33 protein-coding genes are annotated in these 26,978 nt (G+C 41.1%); 31 read left to right on the top strand and 2 right to left on the bottom strand.

All coding sequences use genetic code 11. From position 1 onward, the window contains the following. Positions 1-86: 86 nt before the first annotated feature. Positions 87-671, bottom strand: a complete 585-nt coding sequence (locus tag RN80_RS08160; RefSeq protein ID WP_033688452.1) for a rhomboid family intramembrane serine protease — start codon at positions 669-671, stop codon at positions 87-89. 210 nt (positions 672-881) lie between these two features. Here RN80_RS08160 and rpsU point away from each other — a divergent pair, with 210 nt between their 5' ends. The 21 genes from rpsU to RN80_RS08055 all read left to right on the top strand — a co-directional run bounded on the left by rpsU (position 882) and on the right by RN80_RS08055 (position 16,634). Next, complete coding sequence (gene rpsU / locus RN80_RS08155) at positions 882-1,058, top strand: 30S ribosomal protein S21 (protein WP_000048054.1); 177 nt, start codon at positions 882-884, stop codon at positions 1,056-1,058. A gap of 129 nt (positions 1,059-1,187) precedes the next feature. Then, a complete protein-coding gene (hprK, locus tag RN80_RS08150; protein WP_000115157.1) occupies positions 1,188-2,123 on the top strand; it encodes an HPr(Ser) kinase/phosphatase in 936 nt (311 codons plus the stop codon). Beyond that, entirely contained in the window at positions 2,116-2,904 is a 789-nt protein-coding gene (lgt, locus tag RN80_RS08145; protein WP_060628595.1) for a prolipoprotein diacylglyceryl transferase, read from the top strand. The genes hprK and lgt overlap by 8 nt, the downstream gene beginning before the upstream one ends. Beyond that, entirely contained in the window at positions 2,905-3,288 is a 384-nt protein-coding gene (locus RN80_RS08140; protein WP_000895046.1) for a DUF948 domain-containing protein, read from the top strand. A gap of 15 nt (positions 3,289-3,303) precedes the next feature. Then, positions 3,304-3,693 carry a YtxH domain-containing protein gene (locus tag RN80_RS08135; RefSeq protein WP_060628594.1) on the top strand — a complete coding sequence of 130 codons (390 nt, stop codon included), beginning with the start codon at positions 3,304-3,306 and terminating at the stop codon, positions 3,691-3,693. A gap of 83 nt (positions 3,694-3,776) precedes the next feature. Further along, positions 3,777-4,907: a radical SAM family heme chaperone HemW gene (gene hemW / locus RN80_RS08130; RefSeq protein WP_060628593.1), complete on the top strand. Its 1,131-nt coding sequence runs from the start codon at positions 3,777-3,779 to the stop codon at positions 4,905-4,907. A 4-nt stretch (positions 4,908-4,911) separates the two neighbouring features. Further along, entirely contained in the window at positions 4,912-5,649 is a 738-nt protein-coding gene (locus tag RN80_RS08125) for an acyl-[acyl-carrier-protein] thioesterase (RefSeq protein WP_060628592.1), read from the top strand. 8 nt (positions 5,650-5,657) lie between these two features. Next, positions 5,658-6,431 carry a TIGR01457 family HAD-type hydrolase gene (locus tag RN80_RS08120; protein ID WP_060628591.1) on the top strand — a complete coding sequence of 258 codons (774 nt, stop codon included), beginning with the start codon at positions 5,658-5,660 and terminating at the stop codon, positions 6,429-6,431. After that, positions 6,421-7,038, top strand: coding sequence for a TIGR01906 family membrane protein (locus RN80_RS08115; RefSeq protein WP_060628590.1), 618 nt, complete (start codon positions 6,421-6,423; stop codon positions 7,036-7,038). Before RN80_RS08120 ends, RN80_RS08115 begins: the two co-directional genes overlap by 11 nt. A 213-nt stretch (positions 7,039-7,251) precedes the next feature. After that, on the top strand, positions 7,252-7,653 hold the full coding sequence (locus tag RN80_RS08110; protein WP_000631255.1) for a Spx/MgsR family RNA polymerase-binding regulatory protein: 402 nt from the start codon (positions 7,252-7,254) through the stop codon (positions 7,651-7,653). Beyond that, positions 7,653-7,931 carry a UPF0223 family protein gene (locus RN80_RS08105; protein WP_001041974.1) on the top strand — a complete coding sequence of 93 codons (279 nt, stop codon included), beginning with the start codon at positions 7,653-7,655 and terminating at the stop codon, positions 7,929-7,931. The genes RN80_RS08110 and RN80_RS08105 overlap by 1 nt, the downstream gene beginning before the upstream one ends. Continuing rightward, positions 7,921-8,694, top strand: coding sequence for an inositol monophosphatase family protein (locus RN80_RS08100; RefSeq protein ID WP_060628589.1), 774 nt, complete (start codon positions 7,921-7,923; stop codon positions 8,692-8,694). Before RN80_RS08105 ends, RN80_RS08100 begins: the two co-directional genes overlap by 11 nt. Next, positions 8,695-9,999 carry an RsmF rRNA methyltransferase first C-terminal domain-containing protein gene (locus RN80_RS08095; protein ID WP_060628588.1) on the top strand — a complete coding sequence of 435 codons (1,305 nt, stop codon included), beginning with the start codon at positions 8,695-8,697 and terminating at the stop codon, positions 9,997-9,999. 220 nt (positions 10,000-10,219) lie between these two features. Beyond that, on the top strand, positions 10,220-11,098 hold the full coding sequence (locus tag RN80_RS08090; protein WP_060628587.1) for a phosphate ABC transporter substrate-binding protein PstS family protein: 879 nt from the start codon (positions 10,220-10,222) through the stop codon (positions 11,096-11,098). Next, on the top strand, positions 11,098-12,015 hold the full coding sequence (gene pstC, locus RN80_RS08085) for a phosphate ABC transporter permease subunit PstC (protein WP_060628586.1): 918 nt from the start codon (positions 11,098-11,100) through the stop codon (positions 12,013-12,015). The genes RN80_RS08090 and pstC overlap by 1 nt, the downstream gene beginning before the upstream one ends. Next, on the top strand, positions 12,005-12,889 hold the full coding sequence (gene pstA, locus RN80_RS08080; RefSeq protein ID WP_000543046.1) for a phosphate ABC transporter permease PstA: 885 nt from the start codon (positions 12,005-12,007) through the stop codon (positions 12,887-12,889). The genes pstC and pstA overlap by 11 nt, the downstream gene beginning before the upstream one ends. 10 nt (positions 12,890-12,899) lie before the next feature. Next, positions 12,900-13,703, top strand: a complete 804-nt coding sequence (pstB, locus tag RN80_RS08075; protein WP_000049848.1) for a phosphate ABC transporter ATP-binding protein PstB — start codon at positions 12,900-12,902, stop codon at positions 13,701-13,703. Between the two features lie 12 nt (positions 13,704-13,715). After that, the gene (gene pstB / locus RN80_RS08070; protein WP_060628585.1) at positions 13,716-14,474 is read left to right on the top strand and encodes a phosphate ABC transporter ATP-binding protein PstB; all 759 of its coding nucleotides are present in this window, start codon (positions 13,716-13,718) and stop codon (positions 14,472-14,474) included. A gap of 11 nt (positions 14,475-14,485) precedes the next feature. Further along, a complete protein-coding gene (phoU, locus tag RN80_RS08065) occupies positions 14,486-15,139 on the top strand; it encodes a phosphate signaling complex protein PhoU (protein ID WP_060628584.1) in 654 nt (217 codons plus the stop codon). A 91-nt stretch (positions 15,140-15,230) separates the two neighbouring features. Beyond that, complete coding sequence (locus RN80_RS08060; RefSeq protein ID WP_001106783.1) at positions 15,231-15,698, top strand: NUDIX hydrolase; 468 nt, start codon at positions 15,231-15,233, stop codon at positions 15,696-15,698. 120 nt (positions 15,699-15,818) lie between these two features. Beyond that, positions 15,819-16,634, top strand: a complete 816-nt coding sequence (locus tag RN80_RS08055; RefSeq protein WP_000837372.1) for an ABC transporter substrate-binding protein — start codon at positions 15,819-15,821, stop codon at positions 16,632-16,634. A gap of 19 nt (positions 16,635-16,653) precedes the next feature. Here the strand turns inward: RN80_RS08055 and RN80_RS08050 are convergent, their stop codons facing one another. After that, positions 16,654-17,925 carry an aminotransferase-like domain-containing protein gene (locus RN80_RS08050; RefSeq protein ID WP_060628583.1) on the bottom strand — a complete coding sequence of 424 codons (1,272 nt, stop codon included), beginning with the start codon at positions 17,923-17,925 and terminating at the stop codon, positions 16,654-16,656. A gap of 141 nt (positions 17,926-18,066) precedes the next feature. Here RN80_RS08050 and budA point away from each other — a divergent pair, with 141 nt between their 5' ends. The 10 genes from budA to RN80_RS08000 all read left to right on the top strand — a co-directional run bounded on the left by budA (position 18,067) and on the right by RN80_RS08000 (position 26,970). Continuing rightward, positions 18,067-18,798 carry an acetolactate decarboxylase gene (gene budA, locus RN80_RS08045; protein ID WP_033681610.1) on the top strand — a complete coding sequence of 244 codons (732 nt, stop codon included), beginning with the start codon at positions 18,067-18,069 and terminating at the stop codon, positions 18,796-18,798. Positions 18,799-18,807: 9 nt separating this feature from the next. Continuing rightward, entirely contained in the window at positions 18,808-19,560 is a 753-nt protein-coding gene (locus RN80_RS08040) for a YhfC family intramembrane metalloprotease (protein WP_060628582.1), read from the top strand. Positions 19,561-19,675: 115 nt separating this feature from the next. Beyond that, positions 19,676-20,581: a UDP-N-acetylmuramate dehydrogenase gene (gene murB / locus RN80_RS08035; protein ID WP_060628581.1), complete on the top strand. Its 906-nt coding sequence runs from the start codon at positions 19,676-19,678 to the stop codon at positions 20,579-20,581. Positions 20,582-20,740: 159 nt separating this feature from the next. Continuing rightward, positions 20,741-21,898 carry an ABC transporter ATP-binding protein gene (locus RN80_RS08030; protein ID WP_060628580.1) on the top strand — a complete coding sequence of 386 codons (1,158 nt, stop codon included), beginning with the start codon at positions 20,741-20,743 and terminating at the stop codon, positions 21,896-21,898. Next, entirely contained in the window at positions 21,879-22,685 is an 807-nt protein-coding gene (locus RN80_RS08025) for an ABC transporter permease (protein ID WP_000753801.1), read from the top strand. The genes RN80_RS08030 and RN80_RS08025 overlap by 20 nt, the downstream gene beginning before the upstream one ends. Continuing rightward, positions 22,682-23,455, top strand: coding sequence for an ABC transporter permease (locus RN80_RS08020; protein WP_000712739.1), 774 nt, complete (start codon positions 22,682-22,684; stop codon positions 23,453-23,455). The genes RN80_RS08025 and RN80_RS08020 overlap by 4 nt, the downstream gene beginning before the upstream one ends. Further along, the gene (locus RN80_RS08015; protein WP_060628579.1) at positions 23,452-24,522 is read left to right on the top strand and encodes an ABC transporter substrate-binding protein; all 1,071 of its coding nucleotides are present in this window, start codon (positions 23,452-23,454) and stop codon (positions 24,520-24,522) included. The genes RN80_RS08020 and RN80_RS08015 overlap by 4 nt, the downstream gene beginning before the upstream one ends. A gap of 613 nt (positions 24,523-25,135) precedes the next feature. Next, complete coding sequence (locus RN80_RS10300; protein WP_253275431.1) at positions 25,136-25,333, top strand: hypothetical protein; 198 nt, start codon at positions 25,136-25,138, stop codon at positions 25,331-25,333. 97 nt (positions 25,334-25,430) lie between these two features. After that, complete coding sequence (locus RN80_RS08005) at positions 25,431-26,051, top strand: tetratricopeptide repeat protein (protein ID WP_060628578.1); 621 nt, start codon at positions 25,431-25,433, stop codon at positions 26,049-26,051. 433 nt (positions 26,052-26,484) lie between these two features. Next, entirely contained in the window at positions 26,485-26,970 is a 486-nt protein-coding gene (locus RN80_RS08000; RefSeq protein WP_020903187.1) for an LURP-one-related/scramblase family protein, read from the top strand. The last annotated feature ends 8 nt before the right edge of the window (positions 26,971-26,978 follow it).

Here is a 26,978-nt window from a genome sequence, read left to right as displayed (position 1 = left end):
AAAGGTATCCAATAGAAAATTATTAAATGTCTGTAAACTGTGATATAATCGTATTGACTATTTTTTATGATACTATACGATTTTTATTAAGACAGTCGATAGTTGTTGATGCTGGAAACCATGATATAACTGGCAATTCCTGACATGTGAAGAAAGGTTGAAATCCAGCCTGTTATACTTGGTAGAAGCATGGTGAGAGATAGAACGATTAGAAGGATATAAAATAGTTTTAATCCTAAATTGAAATTTTTCCATATACTAAACATACTCATCACCCCACCCGTTACAAAAGCATAGCCAATAGCAGAGATACCCGATGCTTGAATGTCTTGATTCTGTGTTAATAGATGGAATACTATTGAAGATATTACCATAGAAGTAATAAAAACGAAAAATACATATTTTGATCCCCTTTTATACTCCAATAGCCCACCAAAAGGAAGTAACATTAAAGTATTTAAAACTAAATGAAACCATATAAACCATACTGGTGCTTCTTTACTTCCATGTATAAATGTACCACTAAAGTATTGCCAACAATAAATTGGCTTTGAATGAAATGCAAATAAGTCATACATTACACTTCCCCAAAAGGTAGTAAGAATTCCTAGCAATAAACAAATTACAACTAAAATACTGACCACAGGGTAAATTTTTATGATTCTTTTCATGTTATAGACTCACTTCTAAATAATACTAATTTTTGCTAATCAATATGTGCCACTATTATATCATTTCCATCTATAAATGTTAATCAATTTTAACAAGATTAAACAAGATTAAAATTGAAGATAATATAAGTTTATGGCAGTTTTTTCTTGACAATTATTCCTTTTACGTGTAGAATAGAATAGATCTTGAACTTGAAGGGAGTGAAAAAAATGTCTAAAACAGTAGTACGTAAGAATGAATCTCTTGACGACGCACTTCGTCGTTTCAAACGTGCGGTTACTAAAGCTGGTACTCTTCAAGAAACACGCAAACGTGAATTCTATGAAAAACCTTCTGTAAAACGTAAACGTAAATCAGAAGCAGCTCGTAAACGTAAAAAATTCTAATTAGAAATGAAAGGCTAGAGAAATCTAGTCTTTTTCTTTTAAATAAATACTCCAAAGCCTGCAAAAATCTCAAATATCCTCCTACAATTTGATATAATAGAGAGAAGAACTTATTTGAAGGAGGAAATGATGTCGGTTTTAGTAAAAGAAGTGATTGAAAAGCTTAGACTAGACATTGTCTATGGCGAACCAGAATTGCTTGAAAAGGAAATCAATACAGCGGATATTACGCGACCTGGTCTTGAAATGACGGGCTATTTTGACTATTATACGCCTGAGCGAATCCAGCTCTTGGGAATGAAGGAGTGGTCCTATCTCGTTTCGATGTCCTCTCACAACCGTTACCAAGTATTGAAAAAAATGTTTCTACCTGAGACACCTGCGGTCATTGTTGCTCGTGGTTTGGTGGTTCCAGAGGAGATGCTAAAGGCAGCCAGAGAATGTAAGATTGCCATTTTAACCAGCCGTACGGCAACCAGTCGTTTATCTGGGGAGTTATCTAGTTATCTGGATTCACGTTTAGCAGAACGGACCAGTGTGCACGGTGTCTTGATGGATATCTATGGTATGGGTGTCTTGATTCAGGGCGATAGTGGCATAGGTAAGAGTGAGACAGGTCTAGAGCTTGTCAAACGTGGTCACCGTTTGGTAGCTGATGACCGGGTCGATATCTTTGCCAAGGACGAGATTACTCTTTGGGGTGAACCGGCTGAAATTTTGAGACATCTGATTGAAATTCGTGGGGTTGGGATTATCGATGTTATGAGCCTCTACGGTGCGAGTGCCGTCAAGGATTCTTCACAAGTCCAGCTGGCTGTTTACTTGGAAAACTATGATACACATAAGACCTTTGATCGTCTTGGAAACAATGCAGAGGAACTTGAAATTTCTGGCGTATCTATTCCTCGTATTCGTATTCCAGTTAAAACAGGTCGTAATATCTCTGTCGTGATTGAGGCTGCTGCCATGAATTATCGTGCCAAGGAAATGGGCTTTGATGCGACGCGTTTGTTCGAAGAACGCTTGACCAATCTCATTGCTCAAAACGAGGTGCCTAATGCTTGATCCAATTGCTATTCATCTAGGCCCTCTAGCCATTCGTTGGTATGCATTGTGTATTGTGACAGGCTTGATTCTTGCGGTTTATTTGACCATGAAAGAAGCACCTAGAAAGAAGATCATACCAGACGATATTTTAGATTTTATCTTGATAGCCTTTCCCTTGGCTATTTTAGGAGCTCGTCTCTACTATGTTATTTTCCGTTTTGATTACTATAGTCAGAACTTGGGAGAGATTTTTGCCATTTGGAATGGTGGTTTGGCCATTTATGGTGGTTTGATAACTGGTGCCCTTGTGCTCTACATCTTTGCTGATCGTAAACTCATCAATACTTGGGATTTTCTAGACATTGCTGCGCCTAGCGTCATGATTGCCCAAAGTTTGGGGCGCTGGGGTAATTTCTTTAACCAAGAAGCTTATGGTGCAGCGGTGGATAATTTGGATTATCTACCTGGCTTTATCCGCGACCAGATGTATATTGAGGGAAGTTACCGTCAACCGACCTTCCTTTATGAGTCTCTATGGAATCTACTTGGATTTGCTTTGATTTTGATATTCAGACGAAAATGGAAGAGCCTTAGACAAGGTCATATCACTGCTTTCTACTTGATTTGGTATGGTTTCGGTCGTATGGTTATTGAAGGCATGCGAACAGATAGCCTCATGTTCTTTGGTCTTCGAGTGTCTCAATGGCTATCAGTTGTCCTTATCGGACTGGGTATTTTTATCATTCTATATCAAAATCGAAAGAAGGCCCCTTACTATATTTCAGAGGAGGAAAACTAAATGTTAGAAGTTGCATATATTCTTGTTGCCCTAGCTTTGATTGTCTTTTTAGTCTATCTAATCATTACTGTACAAAAGCTTGGACGTGTTATCGATGAAACAGAGAAGACGATTAAAACCTTAACTTCAGATGTGGATGTGACCTTGCATCATACCAATGAATTGCTGTCTAAGGTCAATGTCTTGGCAGATGATATCAATGTCAAAGTAGCAACGATTGATCCACTCTTTAGTGCTGTTGCAGATTTATCTCTATCTGTTTCCGACCTCAATGACCATGCGCGTGTCTTGAGCAAGAAAGCTTCATCAGCTGGTTCAAAAACACTCAAGACTGGTGCAAGTCTGTCAGCTCTACGTGTCGCAAGTAAATTTTTCAAAAAATAAAAAAGGAGAATTCTTATGGGTAAACTATCCTCAATCCTTTTAGGAACCGTTTCAGGTGCAGCTCTTGCCTTGTTTTTAACAAGCGATAAGGGCAAACAAGTTTGCAGTCAGGCTCAAGATTTTCTAGATGATTTGAGAGAAGATCCTGAGTATGCCAAGGAGCAGGTCTGTGAAAAACTAACAGAAGTCAAGGAGCAGGCTACAGATTTTGTTCTTAAAACCAAAGAACAGGTTGAGTCAGGTGAAGTTACTGTGGACAGTGTACTTGCTCAAGCCAAATCATGTGCTCGTCAAGCGACAGAAGCATCAAAAGCTCGATTCAATAATCTCAAGGAGCAATGGCAAGAAAAGGCCGAAACTCTTGATGAATCAGAAGAGATTGTTATTGACATAACAGAAGAATAAACCATCACCATCTCTGGACGGACTGTGTATCTGGGGATGGTGATTTTTTTCTCCTAGCCTGTCTTTGTGGTATAATAATTACTATGCAGAAAAAACCAACGTCAGCCTATGTGCACATCCCATTTTGTACCCAGATTTGTTATTATTGTGATTTTTCGAAAGTTTTTATCAAGAATCAGCCGGTAGATAGTTATTTGGAACATCTGTTAGAAGAGTTTCAATCTTATGATATTCAAAAGTTGCGAACCCTCTATATCGGTGGTGGCACACCGACAGCTTTGTCAGCTTCGCAACTGGAGGTATTATTGAAGGGCTTGACTAAAAACTTGGACCTGTCTGTCTTAGAAGAGTTGACTATTGAGGCTAATCCAGGCGATTTGGATGCAGATAAGATAGCTGTTTTGAAAAACTCGGCTGTCAATCGTGTTTCGCTAGGCGTGCAGACCTTTGATGATAAGATGCTGAAAAAGATTGGGCGCAGTCATTTGGAGAAGGATATTTATGAAAATATCGACCGTCTGAAACTGGCTGTTTTTGACAATATCTCTATTGATTTGATTTATGCACTGCCTGGTCAGACCATGGAGCAGGTCAAAGAAAATGTGGCTAAGGCCATTGGACTTGATATTCCCCATATGAGTTTGTATAGCTTGATTTTGGAAAATCATACGGTCTTTATGAACCGCATGCGACGAGGGAAATTGCCTCTGCCTAAGGAGGAACTGGAAGCTGAGATGTTTGAATATATCATCGCAGAGCTGGAGCGAGCTGGTTTTGAGCATTATGAGATTTCCAATTTCTCAAAGCCCGGTTTTGAAAGTCGGCACAATCTCATGTACTGGGATAATGCTGAGTACTATGGCATCGGTGCTGGAGCATCTGGTTATGTCAATGGAGTGCGCTATAAAAATCATGGCCCCATTCGTCATTACCTCAGTGCGGTTGAGGAAGGCAATGCACGTATCACAGAAGAACACCTGAGTCAAAAGGAGCAAATGGAAGAAGAAATGTTCCTAGGTCTCCGCAAGAAATCAGGAGTCTCCATGGTGCGATTTGAAGAAAAATTTGGACGGTCTTTCGATGGACTTTATGGAGAAATTGTCAGAGACTTGGTTCAACAGGGACTCATGCAAATAGAGGGTGACCGAGTTCGTATGACAAAGAGAGGTCTCTTTTTGGGAGACACCGTAGCAGAACGATTTATTTTGGAGTAGGATGATGGGCTTAACTTATCAAATGAAAATGAAAATTCCTTTTGATATGGCTGATATGAACGGTCATATCAAGCTTCCAGATGTGATTTTACTATCCCTGCAAGTTTCAGGGATGCAGTCGATTGAACTGGGAGTTAGTGATAAGGCCATTTTGGAAAACTATAATCTGGTCTGGATTATCACAGATTATGATATTGAGGTGGCTCGTTTGCCTCGTTTTGCGGAAGAAATCACCATCGAAACGGAAGCACTGAGTTACAATCGACTCTTTTGCTACCGTCGCTTTACCATTTATGATGAAGCAGGAGAGGATCTTATCCACATGATGGCGACCTTTGTTCTCATGGACCGAGATAGTCGAAAAGTCCATGCTGTCGAACCTGAGATTGTAGCTCCTTACCAGTCTGATTTTGATAAAAAGCTTATCCGCGGGCCAAAGTATGAGTCTTTGGAAGGGCCAATCAGCAAGGATTACCATGTTCGTTTTTACGACTTGGATATGAATGGTCATGTTAATAACAGTAAGTATTTGGACTGGATTTTTGAGGTTATGGGAGCGGATTTTTTGACCCAATATATTCCTAAGAAAATCAATCTCAAGTATGTCAAGGAAGTTCGACCAGGTGGGGTGATTACATCGGCTGTTGAACGGACTGGACTGGAAAGTAAACATGAGATTACAAGTGACGGGGCTACCAATGCCCAAGCCATCATCATTTGGCAAGAAATGAAGAAGGATTAGAGAAAAATATGAAATATAAAGGCTATTTAATTGATTTAGACGGAACCATTTATAAGGGGAAAGATCGAATTCCAGCAGGGGAGGCTTTTATCCATGAATTGCAAAAGCGGGACATTCCCTATCTTTTTGTGACCAACAATACAACCCGCACTCCAGAGAGTGTTCAGGAGATGTTGGCTCAGAATTTTAATATCGATACGCCCCTATCGACTGTCTACACAGCGACTTTGGCGACTATCGACTATATGAACGACTTGGGGCTTGAAAAGACGGTATATGTTATCGGAGAATCAGGTCTCAAAGAAGCCATCAAGGCGGCTGGTTATGTGGAAGACAAGGAAAATCCTGCCTATGTGGTAGTAGGTCTGGACTGGCAAGTTGACTATGAAAAATTTGCGACAGCAACTCTTGCTATTCAAAAAGGCGCTCACTTTATCGGAACCAATCCTGACCTCAACATCCCGACAGAACGAGGGCTTTTGCCGGGGGCTGGTTCGCTGATTACCCTGCTTGAAGTAGCAACACGAGTGAAGCCTGTTTATATTGGGAAACCAAATGCCATCATTATGGACAAGGCGGTTGAGCACTTAGGTTTGGAACGTGAAGAATTAATCATGGTTGGGGACAATTACCTGACTGATATCCGAGCTGGGATTGACAATGGTATTCCAACGCTCTTGGTGACGACAGGTTTTACCAAGGCAGAAGAAGTAGCAGACCTACCAATCGCACCGACTCATGTAGTTTCTAGCCTTGCGGAGTGGGATTTTGATGAAAACTAAACGGATCTTTTGGAGCTCTATGCTCTTTCTCCTCTCCCTCTCAATCCTTCTGACCATCTATCTGGCTTGGATTTTCTATCCGCTGGAAATTCAGTGGCTGAACTTAACGGATCGAGTCTATCTAAAACCAGAAACCATTCAATACAATTTTCATATCTTGATGAATTACCTGACCAATCCTTTTAGTCAGGTCCTAGAGATGCCAGATTTTCGTTCGTCAGCAGCTGGTCTGCACCATTTCGCAGTGGTAAAGAATCTCTTTCATTTGGTTCAGCTAGTAGCTCTAGTGACACTGCCAAGTTTTTACGTCTTTGTCAAAGGGATTGTGAAAAAGGGCTTCTTGTCTCTATTTAGTAAAGGGCTTTTGACTCTAGTAGTCTTGCCTGTGCTGATTGGTCTTGGGGGAGTTTTGATTGGTTTTGACCAATTCTTTACTCTTTTCCATCAAATTCTCTTTGTGGGAGATGATACCTGGCTTTTTGATCCAGCCAAGGATCCTGTTATTCTGATTTTGCCAGAGACCTTTTTTCTTCATGCCTTCCTCCTCTTTTTTGCCCTCTATGAAAGCTTCTTTGGCTTTTTGTACCTGAAAAGTCTTAGGAAATAATACTAAAGATGTTCTTATTTTGAGTAAATAAGTTAGGTATGTGATTCGAAACTATTGTCAAGAGTGAATTAACTAAATCTACCTTACCTCAATCGTTCGCAAACAGTCTATTTTTCTTGAAAAAAATAGGCTTTTTTTTCTAAAAATCTCTAGTCAAGCGCTTTATTTTTTTGTATAATAGAATTAGCAAAGTATAGATAAGAAGAGAAAAGCATGATTACACTATTTCTATCACCGAGCTGTACTTCATGTCGTAAGGCTAAGGCCTGGTTAGAAAAACATAAGGTGCCCTTTGAGGAACACAATATTATGACCAGTCCTTTAACAAGAAAAGAATTACAACACATCCTTTCCTTGACCGAAAATGGTACTGATGACATCATTTCAACTCGTTCAAAAATTTTTCAAAAATTGAATATTGATGTAGAGAGTATCTCGGTATCGGAATTGCTTCATTTGATTGAGCAGTATCCTAGTCTTTTGCGTCGTCCCATTATTATTGATGCCAAACGTATGCAAATCGGTTTTAATGAAGATGAGATTCGTGCTTTTCTCCCTCGTAGTTACCGTAAGCAAGAACTAAAAGAAGCAAGAATGAGAGCTGGTATTAGTTAATGAACAAACAGTATAGTTACCCACTAGATTTGTCGTGGAGCACTGAAGAACTTGCTTCAGTGCTTTCTTTTTTTAATGATGTTGAAGCTGCCTATGAGGGCAAGGTAGAGGCTAAAAAGTTACTGGACTCCTATAAGGGATTCAAAGCGGTCGTGCCAAGCAAGAGTGAAGAGAAACGTTTGGGACGAGAATTTGAAACAGTGAGTGGCTATTCGCTTTACCGAGCAGTTCAGGCTGCCAAAGAAAAAGGGGAAGGAAAGATTTCTCTTGGAAAGTAAATTTGAATTTGCTAAAGAGCTTGTTAAGAAGGCGGGCCAGTACATCCTTGACCATATGCAGGAAGATTTGTGTGTTGAAACCAAGTCCTCTCCAACAGATTTGGTGACCAGACTGGACAAGGAAGTTCAGGAGCTATTGGTTGGTGAGATTTTGTCTCGTTATCCTGAAGATAAGATTTGTGCTGAAGAAGGTTGTCTGCGAGCCTCGGTTCAAGAGGGCAAGGTTTGGGTCATTGATCCCATTGATGGTACCAATAACTTTGTAGCCCAGCAGGAAGATTTTGCTGTCATGATGGCTTATTTTGAGAATGGTCAAGGGCAATTTGGTCTGATTTATGATGTGGTCAAAGGGGATTGTTATCACGGTGGCGGAGCCTTTCCAGTTTGTCTAAATGATAAGCCCCTAGCTCCTTTTAAAACTAAACCACTTGGAGATTTTCTTATTGCAGGGAATAGTGGCATGCTGGAAACCAATGAATGGGGCTTGGCTGATTTGGGTCGAGCGGTCCTCGGTGTTCGTGTCTATGGGAGTGCGGCCATTAGTTTTGCCAAGATTTTGTCAGGACGTTTGTTGACCTATGTTACTTATCTGCAACCATGGGATTATGCTGCTGCTAGTATTTTAGGGGAAAGTCTGGGCTATCGGATTGTGACTCTTTCTGGTGAAACTCCTAATTTTCAAACCAGACAGCCGGTCATGATGCTACCTCTTGAGATGCAGGAGGAAATTCAGTCCTATATTTACGAAAGGAAAAGAACTTAAATGCAATTTCCAGAAGGATTTGTTGAAAAATATGAAGAGATACTAGGAGATGAGGCAAGAGATTTTCTTGCCTCTTTTGAGGAGGAAGCGGTTTCGGCCTTTCGGGTCAATCCTTTAAAAGAAGCGCCAGTTTCCTTTTCTGATCCCATTCCTCAAACCCCTTGGGGACATTATGGGAAGGTTTCAGGGAAATCGCCTGAGCATGCTACTGGTTTGGTTTATTCGCAAGAACCTGCTGCTCAGATGGTTGCTCAGGTAGCCCAACCCAGTCCTGGAATGAAGGTCTTGGATCTGGCTGCTGCTCCAGGTGGTAAATCAACTCAGCTTGCAGCCTATCTAGCAGGGGAAGGGCTCCTTGTTTCCAATGAAATTTCAAGCAAACGGGCTAAGATTTTAGTAGAAAACATGGAGCGCTTTGGAGCGACAAATGTCGTGGTGACCAATGAATCTGCTGACCGCTTGGTCAAGGTCTTTAAAGGCTATTTTGACTTAATCGTTCTTGATGCCCCTTGCTCGGGGGAAGGAATGTTCCGTAAGCAGCCAGATGCTATGGACTATTGGAGCCTCGCTTATCCGAGTCAATGTGCTAGTTTGCAAAGAGAAATTCTGTCAGATGCAGTGACCATGTTAGCTGAGGGTGGTCGTCTGGTTTATTCGACTTGTACCTGGGCACCTGAGGAAAACGAAGAGATTGTCAATTGGCTGCTGGAAGAGTATGATTTTGACTTGTTGCCAGTTGAACATATCAATGGAATGGTAGCTGGAATTGACCTGCCAGAAGTGGCTCGGATGTACCCTCATCATTTTAAGGGAGAGGGACAATTTGTAGCCCATTTACAGTTTAAGGGTGAAAATCCTGCCCCTAAATTTAAGGTAAGCAAGAGCAACCTCAGCCGAGAACAAGTTACTTTGTGGCAGGAATTTGCACAAAAACACTTGAAAATCAATCTAAGGGGAATCTTGCAGACTTTTGGGGACCAACTCTATCTCTTGCCAGAACTCTTGCCAGATTTAGGAAAACTCAAGATTGCTCGGAATGGACTGCATCTAGGGACTTTTAAGAAGAAACGCTTTGAGCCTAGTTTTGCTCTTGGTCTAGCCTTGAAACCGAGTCAGGTCAAGCAGTCGGTTGGACTTGACCAAGAAGGGTTTGTAAAGTATGTTGCTGGCGAAACCGTTCAGCTGGCAGAAAGTCTGCCAAATGGTTGGTACCAAGTTTTAGTTCAAGGAAATGGGTTGGGTTTTGGAAAGGTAACTGGAAATGTTTTGAAAAATTATTTTCCAAAAGGCCTCAGATTCAAGTGAAAATGCTAGTCAAAGTAGCTTGTCTATGTTATAGTGGAAGTATGGATTTTTTTCAAATTGTCTTTCATTTTAAGTCAAAATTGGTGGGCAAGGTAACTGAGCAAATTTCTAGTAAAATTAAGCTATCAACTTCAGTTGGCTTCCAATTTTCAAAAGAAAAACATAAATAAATAGTTGAAAAAATTCACAGCATTCACCATTATTTTCAAGGAGAAAAACAGTGAAAAAAAGGAAAAAACTCGCTCTATCCCTTGCGGCTCTTTTGCTAGCAGGTTCTTTGGCGGGATGTGCTAGCTGGATTGATCGTGGAGAATCCATGACGGCTGTTGGCTCAACGGCTCTTCAGCCCTTGGTTGAAGCAGCAGCAGATGAATTTGGCTCTATGAACGTTGGAAAAACAGTCAACATCCAAGGTGGAGGATCTGGTACAGGTCTGTCTCAGGTTCAGTCTGGAGCCGTTGATGTAGGAAATTCAGACGTATTTGCCGAGGAAAAAGACGGTATCAACGCCTCCGCTCTAGTGGACCACAAGGTTGCCGTAGCGGGCTTGGCAGTCATTGTAAATAAGGAAGTTGACGTTGAAAATCTGACAACTGAACAACTCCGTAGCATCTTCACAGGTCAAGTGACCAACTGGAAAGAAGTCGGTGGGAAAGACCTAGCCATTTCCATTATCAACCGCGCGGCAAGTTCTGGTTCGCGTGCAACCTTTGATAGTGTTGTCATGGATGGTCAATCTGCCGTGCAGAGTCAAGAACAGGATTCAAATGGGATGGTCAAAAACATTGTTTCCCAGACACCAGGAGCCATTTCTTACCTAGCCTTTGCCTATGTGGATGACTCGGTTAAACGCATGAAGTTGAATGGCTATGAGCCGATTGCAGAAAATGTTACAAGCAATAACTGGCCTTTGTGGTCTTATGAACACATGTACACCCTAGGTCAACCAAATGAATTGGTGGCAGAATTCCTCAACTTTGTTCTCTCAGATGAAGCGCAAAGCGGAATTGTTAAGGGAATGGGCTATATTTCTGTTAAGGAAATGAAGGTTGAAAAAGATGCTGTAGGAACGGTGACAGCACTAGAAGGGAGTCAATAATGAATCAAGAAGAATTAGCTAAAAAATTACTTTCTCCCTCAAAGAACTATCGTCTAGAGAAATTAGGAAAAGGCTTGACCTTTGCCTGCCTGTCTTTGATTGTCATCATTGTGGCCATGATTTTGATTTTCGTAGCCCAAAAAGGCTTGTCGACCTTCTTTGTCAATGGGGTCAACATCTTTGATTTTCTCTTTGGACAAACTTGGAATCCTTCAGGTAAACAATTTGGTGCCCTTCCCATGATTTTGGGTTCCTTTATTGTCACAATCCTATCAGCCCTTATCGCAACTCCTTTTGCCATTGGTGCAGCTGTCTTTATGACCGAGGTCTCACCAAAAGGTGCTAGAATCTTGCAACCAGCCATTGAATTGCTAGTCGGAATTCCTTCAGTAGTGTATGGATTTATAGGTTTGCAGGTCGTAGTTCCTTTTGTCCGTAGTATCTTTGGTGGAACTGGTTTTGGGATTCTGTCAGGGATTTTCGTACTCTTTGTCATGATTTTACCGACGGTAACCTTTATGACAACAGATAGCTTGCGTGCGGTGCCTCGTCACTACCGCGAAGCAAGTTTGGCTATGGGAGCCACCCGCTGGCAAACCATCTGGCGCGTGACCTTGAAGGCAGCGCGTTCAGGGATTTTCACAGCAGTGGTCTTTGGGATGGCGCGTGCCTTTGGTGAGGCTTTGGCCATTCAGATGGTCGTCGGAAACTCAGCCGTTGTCCCAACTTCATTGACAACACCTGCTGCGACCTTGACTTCTGTGTTGACCATGGGTATTGGAAATACCGTCATGGGTACAGTTGATAATAATGTTCTCTGGTCACTGGCCTTAGTCTTGCTTTTGATGAGTTTGGCCTTCAACAGTGTGATTAAATTGATTACGAAAGAAAGAGGAAAGAAAAACTATGCACGCTAAGAAATTAGATAAAATTGCAACAGCTGTCCTCTACTCGATTGCAGGAATTATCGTTGCCATCCTGGCATCCTTGATTCTTTATATCTTGGTTCGTGGTTTGCCCCACATCTCTTGGTCTTTCTTGACTGGCAAATCCTCTTCTTACCAAGCAGGCGGAGGGATTGGAATTCAGCTCTATAATTCCTTCTTCCTTCTGGTTATTACCTTGATTATCTCTGTGCCTTTGTCTATGGGAGCTGGGATTTTCCTAGCTGAATACGCCAAAAAAGGTCCTGTGACCAATTTTGTCAGAACCTGTATTGAAATCTTGTCTTCACTGCCATCAGTGGTTGTAGGTCTCTTTGGTTACTTGATCTTTGTAGTTCAGTTTGAGTATGGATTTTCAATTATTTCAGGCGCCTTGGCCTTGACGGTCTTTAACCTTCCTCAGATGACTCGAAATGTTGAGGACAGCTTAAAACACGTTCACCATACGCAACGTGAGGCTGGTCTGGCTCTTGGGATTTCTCGTTGGGAGACAGTTGTCCATGTGGTCATTCCAGAAGCCCTTCCAGGCATCGTAACGGGGGTTGTCTTGGCCTCTGGTCGTATCTTTGGTGAGGCTGCGGCTCTTATCTATACAGCAGGACAATCCGCTCCAGCTCTAGACTGGTCTAACTGGAATATTCTCAGTGTGACCAGCCCAATCTCTATCTTCCGTCAAGCAGAAACCTTGGCTGTCCACATCTGGAAAGTTAATAGTGAAGGAACCATTCCTGATGGAACTATCGTATCAGCAGGTTCTGCAGCTGTGCTCCTCATCTTTATCCTCATCTTTAACTTTGGAGCCCGTAAACTCGGAAGTTACCTACATAAGAAATTAACCGCTGCCTAAAGGAGAAGCCATGTCAAAATATAATTGGGATGAAAAGCATATCATCACCTTTCCTGAAGAGAAAGTGGCCCTCTCTACTAAGGATTTACATGTTTACTACGGTAAAAATGAATCCATCAAGGGCATCGATATGCAATTTGAAAAAAATAAAATTACTGCCTTAATTGGCCCTTCTGGTTCAGGAAAATCAACCTACCTCCGCAGTCTCAATCGGATGAATGATACCATTGATATTGCCAAGGTCACAGGTCAAATTCTCTACCAAGGGATTGACGTCAACCGTCCAGAAATCAATGTCTATGAGATGCGTAAGCACATTGGAATGGTCTTCCAACGCCCAAATCCCTTTGCCAAGTCTATCTACCGCAATATCACTTTTGCCCATGAACGTGCAGGAGTTAAGGACAAGCAAGTTTTGGATGAAATTGTGGAAACTTCTCTTCGTCAGGCTGCCCTTTGGGACCAGGTCAAAGACGATTTGCACAAGTCAGCCTTGACCCTATCAGGTGGTCAGCAGCAACGTCTCTGTATCGCTCGTGCTATCTCGGTTAAACCAGATATTCTCTTGATGGATGAGCCGGCGTCAGCTTTGGATCCGATTGCGACAGCCCAGCTGGAAGAAACTATGCTGGAATTAAAGAAGGACTTTACCATCATCATCGTGACCCACAGTATGCAGCAGGCTGCGCGTGCTAGTGACTACACAGGATTTTTCTACTTGGGTGACTTGATAGAGTATGATAAGACCTCTAATATTTTCCAAAATGCCAAACTACAGTCAACCAATGACTACGTAACAGGACACTTTGGATAGAAAGGAAACAGTATGAAAGAAGCGATTTTACAGGTGTCAGACCTGTCCGTTTACTACAATCAAAAGAAGGCCTTGAATAGTGTTTCCCTATCTTTCCAACCTAAGGAAATTACAGCCTTGATCGGTCCATCTGGATCAGGGAAATCAACCCTCCTAAAGGCTATCAACCGCATGGGTGATCTCAATCCAGAGGTAACCACAACTGGTTCAGTAGTTTATAATGGTCACAACATCTACAGCCCACGTACAGATACAGTTGAATTGCGGAAGGAAATCGGTATGGTCTTTCAACAACCGAACCCTTTCCCTATGTCTATCTACGAAAATGTTGTTTACGGGCTTCGTATCAATGGAGTTAAGGATAAGCAGGTTCTGGATGAAGCAGTAGAAAAAGCCTTGCAACGAGCTTCTATCTGGGATGAGGTCAAGGATCGCCTGCATGATTCAGCTATCGGGCTTTCAGGTGGACAACAACAACGTGTCTGTGTTGCTCGTGTCTTGGCAACCAGTCCTAAAATCATTCTCTTGGATGAACCGACTTCAGCTCTGGACCCTATCTCGGCTGGTAAGATTGAGGAAACCTTGTATGGTTTAAAAGATAAATACACCATGCTCTTGGTTACGCGTTCCATGCAACAAGCCTCTCGTATTTCTGACAAGACAGGATTTTTCCTAGATGGAGATCTGATCGAGTTTAACGATACCAAGAAGATGTTCCTCAACCCACAACACAAGGAAACAGAAGATTATATTTCAGGAAAATTTGGATAAGGAGATAAATGATGTTACGTTCTCAATTTGAGGAAGATTTAGAGAAATTGCACAACCAGTTCTATGCTATGGGACAAGAAGTGCTATCCCAAATCAATCGGACAGTGCGTGCCTTTGTTACGCATGACCGTGATTTGGCCAAGGAAGTTATCGAAGATGATGCAGAAGTAAACGAATACGAAGTGAAATTGGAGAAGAAATCATTTGAAATGATTGCCCTTCAACAACCGGTTTCTCAGGACTTGCGTACTGTTCTAACAGTCTTGAAGGCTGTATCAGACTTGGAACGTATGGGGGACCATGCTGTTTCCATTGCAAGAGCAGCCATTCGTATGAAGGGGGAGCAACGTATCCCAGCTGTTGAAGAAGAAATCAAGAGAATGGGTCGCGATGTCAAGAACTTCGTTGAAGCAGCCCTAGAACTCTATCTGAATGGTTCAGTAGGCCAGGCCTATGAAGTAGCAGCAATGGATGAAAAAATCAACCATTACTTTGATAGTATTCGTGACTTGGCTACAGAAGAAATCAAAAAAAATCCTGATGCCATTGTTACAGGTCGTGATTACTTCCAAGTGATTGCCTTCTTGGAACGTATTGGAGACTATGCCAAAAATATCTGTGAATGGGTTGTTTACTTTGAAACAGGTAAGATTGTCGAACTATAAAGTATTCAAAGGATAAAATTATTGTGAAAGCTTACTTTTTAATACAGTAAGCTTTCATTGTATAGATAGTTTACTTTGTCAGAGGTGAATAATGAACTACATACAGAATATCAGAAAAAAAGTTGGAAAAGATAAAATTATTTTAAATTTTACCTGTGGAATATTAAGTCAATCAGGAAAAATTTTATTACAAAAACGAGCAGATAAAGGAACGTGGGGATTACCAGGTGGTGCTCTTGAATTAGGAGAATCGGCTTTAGAAGCTTTAGTGCGAGAGTTTTATGAAGAAACAGGAGTCGAAGTGAGGGTGGAAAAACTCTTAAATGTTTATACAAAATATTCAGACAGTTATCCGAATGGTGATGAGGCTCAAGTTCTTACAATCTTGTATTTAGTTTCATCTGAAACTTCTATCTCTACAAATTTTTTTACAAGTGATGAAACTTTAGAATTAGGATTTTTTGATCATAGTGACATACAAAATATTGCAATTGTAAACCAGCAGCATCAAGATATGATAAATGATTTTTTTGAAAATAAGTTCCCAATAGATAGATAAACTAACCACTGTATTTCTATTTTTTAGTAAATATATTTTATGAAAATGTAAGAAAAATACTTGACAAGCAACTTGGATAGCGTTATAATTATACAAAATTAACAGAGAGGTTGTTTATTTATGAAATCAAAAAAATGGATATTTGTTTTATGTAGTTTTCTTGCAAGTTTCTTCTTAGTAGCTTGCCAGTCGGGTTCTAATGGTTCTCAGTCAGCTGTTGAGGCCATTAAGCAAAAGGGGAAATTAGTTGTGGCGACCAGTCCTGACTATGCACCTTTTGAATTTCAGTCTTTAGTTGACGGAAAAAATCAGGTAGTCGGTGCGGATATTGATATGGCCCAAGCTATCGCTGATGAACTTGGGGTGAAGTTGGAAATTTCAAGCATGAGTTTTGACAATGTCTTGACCAGTCTTCAAACTGGTAAGGCTGACCTAGCAGTTGCGGGAATTAGCGCTACTGACGAGAGAAAAGAAGTCTTTGATTTTTCAATCCCTTACTATGAAAACAAGATTAGTTTCTTAGTTCGTAAGGCTGATGTAGAAAAATACAAGGATTTAACTAGCCTTGAAAGTGCTAATATTGCAGCCCAAAAAGGGACTGTTCCAGAGTCTATGGTCAAGGAACAATTGCCAAAAGCTCAGCTGACTTCCCTAACTAATATGGGTGAAGCAGTTAATGAATTGCAGGCTGGAAAAGTTGATGCTGTTCACATGGATGAGCCTGTTGCCCTTAGCTATGCTGCTAAAAACGCCGACTTAGCTGTCGCAACTGTCAGCTTGAAGATGAAGGACGGCGAAGCTAATGCAGTTGCCCTTAGAAAAAATAGTGCTGATTTGAAAGAAGTGGTGGACAAGGTCATCCAAAAACTCAAGGATGACGGTACCTACCAAAAATATCTTGAAAAAGCGGCAACCTTAACAGAAGTTGAAGAATAAGAAAAAGCAGAGTTGGAGATCATTCCAATTCTGCTTTTAAATAGTTTAAAACATTTTCTAGGTTCTCTAAGGACACCTTGGCAAATTGATAAGGGCAGGTATCCAAGTAAGCTTTCTCAAAGAAGTCCAATTTCAGTTGACTGTGTTTGAGGCTGGCGATTTTAGGATACCGTCTCAGGTCTAGCAATAAACCATCGTGTAGGGGAAAATGAGGAAGGGGACAAGGTGTTTTAGCTAGTTTTTCCTCGATTTGTTTTTGGTAAGCTTCCTGATTGGATAAGCGAGCTAGCCGATTTTTCTCAAATAATTGACTGTCAATATAGAGTGACAGGGCCTTTTGCATGATGAGGTTGCTATCGTAATCTAGGATATTTTTGTAGGCCACAAAGGCTTCCTTGATAGCATTTGGAAGGATGAGTGCCGTTATCCGCAGGGCTGGAAAGAGGCTGGTTGAGAAGGACTTGATATAAATGACCAGCTCCTCTGTATCCAGATAGTGGAAGGTCTGGCCCTTTTTAGAGTCCAAATCCCCCAGATAGTCGTCCTCTACGATATAGACCCCATACTTGGCAGCTAAGTCAAGAATAGCCCGTTTGTCCTGCTCAGAATAGGAATGCCCCAGAGGATAGTGAAAACGAGGAATGGTATAGAAAAACTTGATCTTTCCTGTCTTGAAATGGCTTTCCAGTTCCTCCAAGTCAATTCCATCAATGCCTCGTTCAATCGTTTGATAGTCCAATCCCTGAGCAATCAAGAGGCGATTCATTCGATGGTAGGTCGGCTGTTCCACCAAGATTTCCTTGGCTTGGCTAGGAAAGGATATTTGAGAAAGGATAAAAAGGGCTTGTTGAGTTCCAGAAGTCAGTACCAGTTGATCAGCCTTGCAGTAGAGAGCTTGGTCAAAGAGGAGTTTATGAATGGATTGCCTTAAGTCTTCTAATCCTTCTTGGTTGTCATAGTAGTTGAAGAGGTAGTTTTCCCGTCCAATCAGGGTTTCATTGACACAGAGTCGGAAATCGTCATAGGCACTGGCATGTTCGTCGGTAACCTCAATTTCTAGGTCCTGGTGTTGCCCTTGTTCTAGGACATAGTAGCCACTCTGGGGCTTGGCATAGAGGTATTGTTCGTGCCGTAATTCCAGTAGGGCTCTCTGAATAGTGTCCTTGCTACAGTGAAAGTCAAGGCTCAGTTGACGAATAGAAGGCAGGCGACTTCCCGTTGGAAAGCGTCCAGACTCGATACCGTTTTTCAGATAAGATACGACCTCTTGGTACTTGCTTTGTTTCTTCATTCCAGACCTCCCTTGATTTTGTTACATTGTACCCTTTTTTTTCCTTCTTGGCAATGTCTAGGGTGTTTCTCTCGTTCACATCTAGGGGCAAATGTGGTATACTTAGGAGTAACATTTATAGAATAACAGACAAGAAAGTGAATGGATAAGAACGTGCAGGAACCAGTGAAATTATTTCAATACAATACCCTTGGAGCCTTGATGGCTGGCCTTTATGGTGGGACTATGACAGTAGGAGAATTGCTAGAGCATGGTGACCTTGGTTTGGGAACCTTGGATTCCATTGATGGAGAATTGATTGTCTTGGATGGCAAGGCTTATCAGGCCAAAGGATCAGGCGACCAGCCAGAGATTGTGGAGGTGTCACCAGATGCCCTTATTCCTTATGCAGCAGTAGTACCGCATCAGGCAGAGGTTATTTTCCGACAGCGCTTTGAGATGACGGACAAGGAATTGGAGGAGCGAATTGAGTCTTATTATGACGGGGAAAATCTTTTCCGCTCTATCAAGATTCGTGGGGAATTTTCACATATGCATGTGCGCATGATTCCCAAGTCAACACCAGAGACCAAGTTTGCTGATGTTGCAACCCATCAACCTGAATATCGTCGTGACAATGTCGCAGGAACCATCGTTGGTTTCTGGACGCCAGAGATTTTTCATGGAGTTAGTGTGGCAGGCTACCATCTGCACTTCATCTCAGATGACTTGACCTTCGGTGGGCATGTCATGGATTTTGTCATAAAAGAAGGAATCATCGAAGTGGGGGCAGTTGACCAATTAGACCAACGTTTCCCAGTTCAAGACCGCCAATACTTGTTTGCCAAGTTCAATGTTGATGAGATGAAAAAAGATATTGAAAAGGCAGAATAGGAGAAGAAAATGAACATTCATATCATTATTACCATTGTGTTTTTGCTGACTTTTCTAATAGGGAGCATTTGGTATGCCAAAAAGAAGTACCAGATTAATTTAGCTGTTTTGGGCTTGGGGGCTGTAGCCTTCTTTGTCTCTTCACAGATTTTGGAAAAACTGGTGCATATCTTCGTTTTACATCCTCAAAAAGACGGTAGTATTGCCCTCTTGCAAGACCATCCGCTTGTCTATATCATCTATGGTTTAGCCATGGCAGCATTTTTTGAGGAAACTGCTCGTCTTATTTTCTTCAAATGGTTGGAGAAAAAGAGAAGTTTGGAAAAGGCAGATGCCTTGGCTTATGGATTGGGGCATGGTGGCTTGGAGTTGATTTTCCTAGGTCTTACTAGTTTGATTAATCTCTACATCGTTCTCTCAGCAGTTCAAACTCAGAATCCACAGGTCATGCAATTGCTGTCTGAAAATATGTTGAAAACTATTCAGTCGCTATCAGTCTGGCAGATTTATTTGCTTGGTTTTGAGAGAATCTTGGCGCTAGGTTTCCAATTACTCTTGACTGTTTGGGTTTACCAAGCTGTTCGCCAGAAAAAATGGATTTATCTCCTAGCGGCCTATGGACTACATGCCTTCTTTGACCTGACACCATCTCTTGCCCAAGTTGGCTGGTTGACCAATCCAGTCTTGGTTGAAATTGTCCTAGCACTTGAACTTGTTCTGGTTGCCTATGGAACTAAGGCAATCTTTTGCAAAAAATCATAAGAAAAAGGGGGGAACCTCTTTTTCTTATGCAAAAACCAAACGAGATTTTTTTTAGGGTCGTCAAATGGTCTTAAAAATGGTATAATGGAATGAATTTTGTAAAAGGAAGAGTGTCATGTCAGTAAAAGAAAAAATGCTTGAAATCTTAGAAGGGATTGATATCCGTTTCAAGGAACCCTTGCATAGCTATAGTTATACAAAAGTAGGTGGAGAGGCCGATTATTTGGTCTTTCCACGAAATCGTTTTGAGTTGGCTCGCGTTGTCAAATTTGCCAATCAAGAAAATATCCCTTGGATGGTTCTTGGGAATGCCAGCAACATCATCGTTCGTGATGGTGGGATTCGTGGATTTGTTATCTTGTGTGACAAGCTTAATAATGTTTCCGTTGATGGCTATACCATTGAAGCTGAAGCTGGTGCTAACTTGATTGAAACAACTCGCATTGCCCTTCGTCACAGTTTGACTGGCTTTGAGTTTGCTTGCGGCATTCCTGGAAGCGTTGGCGGTGCTGTCTTTATGAATGCGGGTGCCTATGGTGGCGAGATTGCCCATATCTTGCAGTCTTGTAAGGTTTTGACCAAGGACGGAGAAATCGAGACCCTGTCTGCCAAAGATTTGGCTTTTGGTTACCGCCAATCAGCCATTCAAGAATCTGGTGCAGTTGTCTTGTCAGCTAAATTTGCCCTTGCTCCAGGAAGTCATCAGGTTATCAAGCAAGAAATGGATCGTTTGACGCATCTACGTGAACTCAAGCAACCTTTAGAATATCCATCTTGTGGTTCGGTCTTTAAGCGTCCAGTAGGGCATTTTGCAGGTCAATTAATTTCAGAAGCTGGCTTGAAAGGTTATCGTATCGGTGGTGTTGAAGTCTCAGAAAAACACGCAGGTTTTATGATTAATGTTGCTGACGGAACGGCCAAAGACTACGAGGACTTGATTGAGTCTGTGATTGAAAAAGTCAAGGAACACTCTGGTGTCACTCTTGAGAGAGAAGTCCGTATTTTAGGTGAAAGCATGTAGGAAGCTGTAGTTGAAAAGCTGCTGCTATGTCATGGAAAGGGGGTGAAAGCCTATCGTTAGTGCAGAAGAATGTAGGCAGTTCAATCTCCTACACGAGGTAGTAGCGGCCTGACAGAGCCCTGATCTGTTAATCTATGAAAAAGAAGGAATAAATGACAATTGAAAAAACCAATTATTGAATTCAAAAACGTCTCTAAAGTTTTTGAAGACAGCAACACCAAGGTTCTCAAAGATATCAACTTTGAGTTGGAAGAAGGGAAATTCTACACCCTTCTAGGCGCGTCTGGTTCAGGGAAATCAACTATCCTTAACATTATTGCAGGTTTACTGGATGCGACGACAGGAGATATTTTATTGGACGGTGTCCGTATCAATGACATCCCAACCAACAAGCGAGACGTCCATACGGTCTTCCAATCCTATGCCTTGTTTCCACATATGAATGTGTTTGAAAATGTTGCCTTTCCACTACGCTTGCGCAAGATTGACAAGAAAGAAATCGAGCAACGCGTAGCGGAAGTTCTCAAGATGGTTCAGTTGGAAGGGTACGAAAAACGTTCTATTCGTAAACTTTCTGGAGGACAACGTCAGCGTGTGGCCATTGCCCGCGCCATCATCAACCAACCCCGTGTGGTCTTGCTAGACGAGCCTTTATCAGCGCTGGACTTGAAATTGAGAACAGACATGCAGTATGAACTGCGTGAACTGCAACAACGATTGGGCATTACCTTTGTCTTTGTCACTCACGATCAGGAAGAAGCCCTGGCTATGAGTGACTGGATTTTTGTTATGAACGATGGTGAGATTGTCCAGTCAGGAACACCTGTGGACATCTACGACGAGCCGATTAACCACTTTGTTGCCACCTTTATCGGTGAGTCAAATATCTTGCCAGGAACCATGATTGAGGACTACTTGGTTGAGTTTAACGGCAAACGCTTCGAAGCGGTCGATGGTGGGATGAAGCCAAATGAACCTGTTGAGGTCGTGATTCGTCCAGAGGACTTGCGGATTACCCTTCCTGAAGAAGGCAAGCTCCAAGTTAAGGTCGATACCCAGCTCTTCCGTGGGGTGCACTATGAAATTATCGCCTATGACGAACTTGGAAATGAATGGATAATCCACTCAACCCGTAAGGCCATCGTGGGTGAGGAAATCGGTTTGGACTTTGAGCCAGAAGACATCCATATCATGCGTCTCAACGAAACCGAAGAAGAGTTCGATGCCCGTATCGAAGAATACGTGGAAATTGAAGAGCAAGAAGCAGGTCTGATCAATGCAATCGAGGAGGAAAGAGATGAAGAAAACAAGCTCTAAACTCTTTGTAGTGCCCTACATGCTCTGGATTGCACTCTTTGTCCTGGCACCCTTGGTCTTGATTTTCGGACAATCCTTTTTCAATATCGAAGGCCAGTTTAGTTTAGAAAATTATAAATCCTACTTTGCGTCACAAAACTTGACCTACCTCAAAATGAGCTTTAACTCTGTACTTTATGCAGGAATTGTGACCTTTGTGACCTTGCTTATCAGCTATCCAACAGCCCTCTTTTTGACTCGTCTCAAGCACCGTCAACTCTGGCTCATGCTGATTATTTTACCAACCTGGATCAACCTTCTTCTTAAAGCTTATGCCTTTATCGGAATTTTTGGTCAAAATGGCTCTATTAACCAATTCTTGGAATTTATCGGAATTGGTTCGCAACAGTTGCTCTTTACCGATTTCTCCTTTATCTTTGTCGCAAGCTACATCGAGCTTCCTTTTATGATATTGCCAATCTTCAATGTCTTGGACGATATGGATAACAATCTCATCAATGCCAGCTATGACCTCGGTGCGACCAAGTGGGAGACCTTCCGACATGTCATCTTCCCTCTGTCTATGAATGGTGTGCGAAGTGGAGTTCAGTCGGTCTTTATCCCCAGCTTGAGTCTCTTCATGCTGACCCGTTTGATTGGTGGGAACCGTGTTATTACGCTGGGAACGGCTATTGAACAGAATTTCCTAACCAATGACAACTACGGTATGGGTTCAACCATCGGTGTAATTCTCATCCTGACCATGTTCATCACCATGTGGGTTACCAAGGAAAGGAGAGAACGATGAAAAAATTTGCCAATCTATATCTGGGACTGGTCTTTCTTGTCCTCTACCTGCCAATATTTTACTTGATTGGCTATGCCTTTAATGCAGGCAACGACATGAATAGCTTTACAGGCTTTAGTTTGAGTCATTTTAAAACCATGTTTGGCGATGGTCGCCTTATGTTAATTGTGACTCAGACCTTTTTCTTGGCCTTCCTGTCAGCCTTGATTGCGACCATTATCGGGACTTTTGGTGCCATTTATATTTACCAATCTCGTAAGAAATACCAAGAAGCCTTTCTTTCACTCAATAATATCCTCATGGTTGCGCCTGATGTTATGATTGGTGCCAGCTTCTTGATTCTCTTTACCCAACTCAAGTTTTCACTTGGCTTTTTGACCGTTCTATCTAGTCACGTGGCCTTCTCCATTCCTATCGTGGTCTTGATGGTCTTGCCACGTCTTAAGGAAATGAATGGCGACATGATTCATGCGGCCTATGACCTTGGTGCCAGTCAATTTCAGATGTTCAAGGAAATCATGCTTCCTTACCTGACTCCGTCTATCATTGCAGGTTATTTCATGGCCTTCACCTATTCACTAGATGACTTTGCCGTAACCTTCTTTGTAACGGGAAATGGCTTTTCAACCTTGTCAGTCGAGATTTACTCTCGTGCTCGTAAGGGGATTTCACTAGAAATCAATGCCCTGTCTGCCCTTGTCTTTCTCTTTAGTATTATCCTAGTGGTTGGATATTACTTTATCTCTCGTGAGAAGGAGGAGAAAGCATGAAAAAACTCTATTCATTTTTAGCAGGAATTGTAGCCATTATCCTCGTCTTGTGGGGAATTGCGACTCATCTCGATAGTAAAATCAATAGCCGAGATAGTCAAAAACTGGTTATCTACAACTGGGGGGACTATATCGATCCTGAACTATTGGAGCAATTCACAGAAGAAACAGGCATCCAAGTCCAGTATGAGACCTTTGACTCCAACGAAGCCATGTATACCAAAATCAAGCAGGGTGGAACGACCTACGATATTACCATTCCTAGTGAATACATGATTAACAAGATGAAGGACGAAGACCTCTTGGTACCGCTTGACTATTCAAAACTTGAAGGTCTTGAAAATATCGGACCAGAGTTCCTCAACCAGTCCTTTGACCCAGGCAATAAATTCTCCATCCCTTACTTCTGGGGAACCTTGGGAATTGTCTACAATGAAACCATGGTAGAGGAAGCGCCTGAACATTGGGATGACCTTTGGAAGCCAGAGTATAAGAACTCTATCATGCTCTTTGATGGGGCGCGTGAGGTACTGGGACTAGGACTCAACTCGCTAGACTACAGCCTCAACTCCAAGGACACCCAGCAGTTGGAAGAGACAGTGGACAAGCTCTACAAACTGACTCCAAATATCAAGGCTATTGTGGCGGACGAGATGAAGGGTTACATGATTCAGAATAATGCTGCTATCGGCGTGACCTTCTCTGGTGAAGCTAGCCAAATGCTAGAAAAAAATGAAAATCTACGCTATGTGGTACCGACTGAGGCCAGCAACCTTTGGTTTGACAATATGGTCATTCCCAAAACAGTTAAAAACCAAGACGCAGCCTATGCCTTTATTAACTTTATGTTGAAACCTGAAAATGCTCTCAAAAATGCGGAGTATGTAGGCTATTCAACACCAAACCTACCAGCTAAGGAATTACTCCCAGAGGAGAAGAAAGAAGACAAGGCCTTCTATCCAGATCCTGAAACCATGAAACACCTAGAAGTTTATGAGAAATTTGACCATAAATGGACAGGCAAATACAGCGACCTCTTCCTACAGTTTAAAATGTATCGGAAGTAGGAGTAGAACGTAAGAAAACGAATCAGTTAGAGCTGGTTCGTTTTTTAAAAAATAGAAGGCAATTTTTGTAACTGTATGTTTTTCTATGATAGTTGCTGTGTTTAGTAATATGAAAATTGAGGATAAAAATAGTGATAAGTGAAATAACGGCGCATTTATTTCAAGATTTTTTTATTTGTTGAATTCTATCTCCTTCATTAAAATTGCTTCATTAAAATTTTTAAAATTGACTACTAGCTACATACGCTTTTACCTCCTTTTATGCTATAATATTCTCAATAGAATCTTTAATCTTCAAATAAATATTCCTTATGGAATAATTCCGTTTTATACCGTTTAGAATATTTGAGAGGATACAATGTTTAATAATGATTTTTTTAGAGCTCGTCTTAAGGAACTGAGAAAGATCAAGAAGTTAACTCAGGTACAAATTTCTGAGATGATTGGTGTATAACAAGGTACTTATTTTCGTTGGGAGAATGGAACTTTAGAGCCTAATTTAGACGCCGTTGTCAAATTAGCAAAATTATTTGATACCACGACAGATTATTTACTAGGAAAAACGATTTATAGTACTCTAGATGGTATTTCTCATCCAATCACTAGAATTGATATGAAGAAGTTAAAAGAGTTTAATAAAACTGAACTTAATGATTTGAAATTTGCGCTTGTTATGAATGGAATAAAAAAACATTTCACTGTATTTGACTATATGGATGAGCTAGTTTCTGAATATAATTTAGACAAAGAAGAGCAAGGAATATTGCCGACTCTCTTTAAAGAGGTTTATGATTATTTTAATGCAGATTAATGGTTTATAAGATTAAGCCTCAATAGATAGAGAATAATATATTCTTGTTGAGTGATTCTATTTTATGAAGGTTGTTTGTAGTTGAAGGGGGAAATAGATGGACTCTAAAATTGATACAGCTTGGAACTTGTTTCTGGAAGGAAAAATATCAGAAGCTAAAAAGTTAGTTGAACAAGAGTTTTCCATTGATACCTGTGCGGATTTTAGTCTTTTAAATTTGATGGGATATTTATTGTTAGCAGAAAAAGACTATGTTTCATGTACCCATATCTTTGAGAAATACATTTTATTAGCGCAACAAAATGAAGATAAAGAAAATGAACACATTGGCTTACATCAATTAGCTATGATCTACAGAGATCAGGGGGATTTTCATAAGGCTTTAAAACTTATTGAAGATGAAGAGAAGATAGTTGAAGAGCATTTTCCAAATGATAATCTAAAGAAAGCTGTGAATAATTACGAACAGGGCTATGTGAGATTTAAATTAAACAATCTTGATGAGGCTCTTACATTCATGAATCTGTCATTGGAACAATCTTTAGAGACTGATGATGTAATTTCTCAAGCTTGTAGCTATAGAGGGTTAGGTGAAATCTATTTAGCCTTGGAAGATACGGAATTATCCAACACACATTTCAAACGAGCTATAGAACTTTTCGAAAGTGTTGGAGAATTTGAAGGGATAAAGGAAATTGAGGAATTGATTAATGAATGATTTTACATTTAGGTTTTGTTATTAGTTTGCTTTATCTTAAAGAATGTAGATATGCAATTGACAGTCTAGATAATATTAAAGCGAGAGAGTGATATGTTATTTTGGATTTGTTTAATATCAACAATTATATTGGCTAATTTTGTTCGCCTGAAAGAGTAATCAAAGATACAGGTAATTGGTCTGATTCAATGGGAATGATTTCCAGTTGACGCAAGCTTAAAAAAACGTTATAATAAGAAAGTTGAGAATTGATTTTCTCTTGTCTTAGTCCAGAGAAATGGCGGTGCTGCGAGCCATCTAAGCTAGGAAGTCATGCTACTCAATTTAACAATTGCATAAGAATAAGAGAATGACAAGTTCATTGAATGAAGGTGGTACCGCGGTTTTTCGCCCTTCGTGATATGAGCTTGTCTTTTGATTTTTGGAGGTGTTGATGAAAACATTTCTTGTCAAACAAAAGTTTCGTCTTGGAGGCGAACGCTTCGCTATCAAGGATGACAGGGGAGAAATCGCCTATCAGGTGGAGGGATCATTTTTTAAGATTCCCAAAACTTTTACCATCTATGATGCGGCTGGTGAACAGGTCAGTCAGATTAGTAAAGAAATCTTGACCTTGCTCCCTCGTTTTGAGATTCAGCTTCAGGATGGCTCGAGTTTTGTCATTCGTAAGAAGTTGACCTTCTGGCGAGATAAGTATGAGTTTGATAATCTAGGTCTTCGTATCGAGGGCAATATCTGGGATTTGGATTTCAAATTGCTGGATGATCGCGATCAGCTGATTGCGGAAATTAAGAAGGAACTCTTCCATCTGACCTCTACCTATACCGTAACGGTTCTTGAGGACGCTTATGCAGACCTAGTCATTTCCCTCTGCGTCGCGATTGACTATGTGGAGATGCTGGAAAGCCAATCACATTAAACAAGTAA

Source organism: Streptococcus mitis, from assembly GCF_001281025.1.
Classification (GTDB): domain Bacteria; phylum Bacillota; class Bacilli; order Lactobacillales; family Streptococcaceae; genus Streptococcus; species Streptococcus mitis_AK.
This window is presented reverse-complemented; position numbering and strand designations above follow the sequence as displayed.

Excerpts from the sequence above, each read along its gene's own strand:
- RN80_RS08160 (WP_033688452.1), bottom strand. The coding sequence starts at position 671 with ATGAAAAGAATCATAAAAATTTACCCTGTGGTCAGTATTTTAGTTGTA.
- rpsU (WP_000048054.1), top strand. The coding sequence starts at position 882 with ATGTCTAAAACAGTAGTACGTAAGAATGAATCTCTTGACGACGCACTT.
- hprK (WP_000115157.1), top strand. The coding sequence starts at position 1,188 with ATGTCGGTTTTAGTAAAAGAAGTGATTGAAAAGCTTAGACTAGACATT.
- lgt (WP_060628595.1), top strand. The coding sequence starts at position 2,116 with ATGCTTGATCCAATTGCTATTCATCTAGGCCCTCTAGCCATTCGTTGG.
- RN80_RS08140 (WP_000895046.1), top strand. The coding sequence starts at position 2,905 with ATGTTAGAAGTTGCATATATTCTTGTTGCCCTAGCTTTGATTGTCTTT.
- RN80_RS08135 (WP_060628594.1), top strand. The coding sequence starts at position 3,304 with ATGGGTAAACTATCCTCAATCCTTTTAGGAACCGTTTCAGGTGCAGCT.
- hemW (WP_060628593.1), top strand. The coding sequence starts at position 3,777 with ATGCAGAAAAAACCAACGTCAGCCTATGTGCACATCCCATTTTGTACC.
- RN80_RS08125 (WP_060628592.1), top strand. The coding sequence starts at position 4,912 with ATGGGCTTAACTTATCAAATGAAAATGAAAATTCCTTTTGATATGGCT.
- RN80_RS08120 (WP_060628591.1), top strand. The coding sequence starts at position 5,658 with ATGAAATATAAAGGCTATTTAATTGATTTAGACGGAACCATTTATAAG.
- RN80_RS08115 (WP_060628590.1), top strand. The coding sequence starts at position 6,421 with ATGAAAACTAAACGGATCTTTTGGAGCTCTATGCTCTTTCTCCTCTCC.
- RN80_RS08110 (WP_000631255.1), top strand. The coding sequence starts at position 7,252 with ATGATTACACTATTTCTATCACCGAGCTGTACTTCATGTCGTAAGGCT.
- RN80_RS08105 (WP_001041974.1), top strand. The coding sequence starts at position 7,653 with ATGAACAAACAGTATAGTTACCCACTAGATTTGTCGTGGAGCACTGAA.
- RN80_RS08095 (WP_060628588.1), top strand. The coding sequence starts at position 8,695 with ATGCAATTTCCAGAAGGATTTGTTGAAAAATATGAAGAGATACTAGGA.
- pstC (WP_060628586.1), top strand. The coding sequence starts at position 11,098 with ATGAATCAAGAAGAATTAGCTAAAAAATTACTTTCTCCCTCAAAGAAC.
- pstA (WP_000543046.1), top strand. The coding sequence starts at position 12,005 with ATGCACGCTAAGAAATTAGATAAAATTGCAACAGCTGTCCTCTACTCG.
- pstB (WP_000049848.1), top strand. The coding sequence starts at position 12,900 with ATGTCAAAATATAATTGGGATGAAAAGCATATCATCACCTTTCCTGAA.
- pstB (WP_060628585.1), top strand. The coding sequence starts at position 13,716 with ATGAAAGAAGCGATTTTACAGGTGTCAGACCTGTCCGTTTACTACAAT.
- phoU (WP_060628584.1), top strand. The coding sequence starts at position 14,486 with ATGTTACGTTCTCAATTTGAGGAAGATTTAGAGAAATTGCACAACCAG.
- RN80_RS08060 (WP_001106783.1), top strand. The coding sequence starts at position 15,231 with ATGAACTACATACAGAATATCAGAAAAAAAGTTGGAAAAGATAAAATT.
- RN80_RS08055 (WP_000837372.1), top strand. The coding sequence starts at position 15,819 with ATGAAATCAAAAAAATGGATATTTGTTTTATGTAGTTTTCTTGCAAGT.
- RN80_RS08050 (WP_060628583.1), bottom strand. The coding sequence starts at position 17,925 with ATGAAGAAACAAAGCAAGTACCAAGAGGTCGTATCTTATCTGAAAAAC.
- budA (WP_033681610.1), top strand. The coding sequence starts at position 18,067 with ATGGATAAGAACGTGCAGGAACCAGTGAAATTATTTCAATACAATACC.
- RN80_RS08040 (WP_060628582.1), top strand. The coding sequence starts at position 18,808 with ATGAACATTCATATCATTATTACCATTGTGTTTTTGCTGACTTTTCTA.
- murB (WP_060628581.1), top strand. The coding sequence starts at position 19,676 with ATGTCAGTAAAAGAAAAAATGCTTGAAATCTTAGAAGGGATTGATATC.
- RN80_RS08025 (WP_000753801.1), top strand. The coding sequence starts at position 21,879 with ATGAAGAAAACAAGCTCTAAACTCTTTGTAGTGCCCTACATGCTCTGG.
- RN80_RS08020 (WP_000712739.1), top strand. The coding sequence starts at position 22,682 with ATGAAAAAATTTGCCAATCTATATCTGGGACTGGTCTTTCTTGTCCTC.
- RN80_RS08015 (WP_060628579.1), top strand. The coding sequence starts at position 23,452 with ATGAAAAAACTCTATTCATTTTTAGCAGGAATTGTAGCCATTATCCTC.
- RN80_RS10300 (WP_253275431.1), top strand. The coding sequence starts at position 25,136 with ATGAAGAAGTTAAAAGAGTTTAATAAAACTGAACTTAATGATTTGAAA.
- RN80_RS08005 (WP_060628578.1), top strand. The coding sequence starts at position 25,431 with ATGGACTCTAAAATTGATACAGCTTGGAACTTGTTTCTGGAAGGAAAA.
- RN80_RS08000 (WP_020903187.1), top strand. The coding sequence starts at position 26,485 with ATGAAAACATTTCTTGTCAAACAAAAGTTTCGTCTTGGAGGCGAACGC.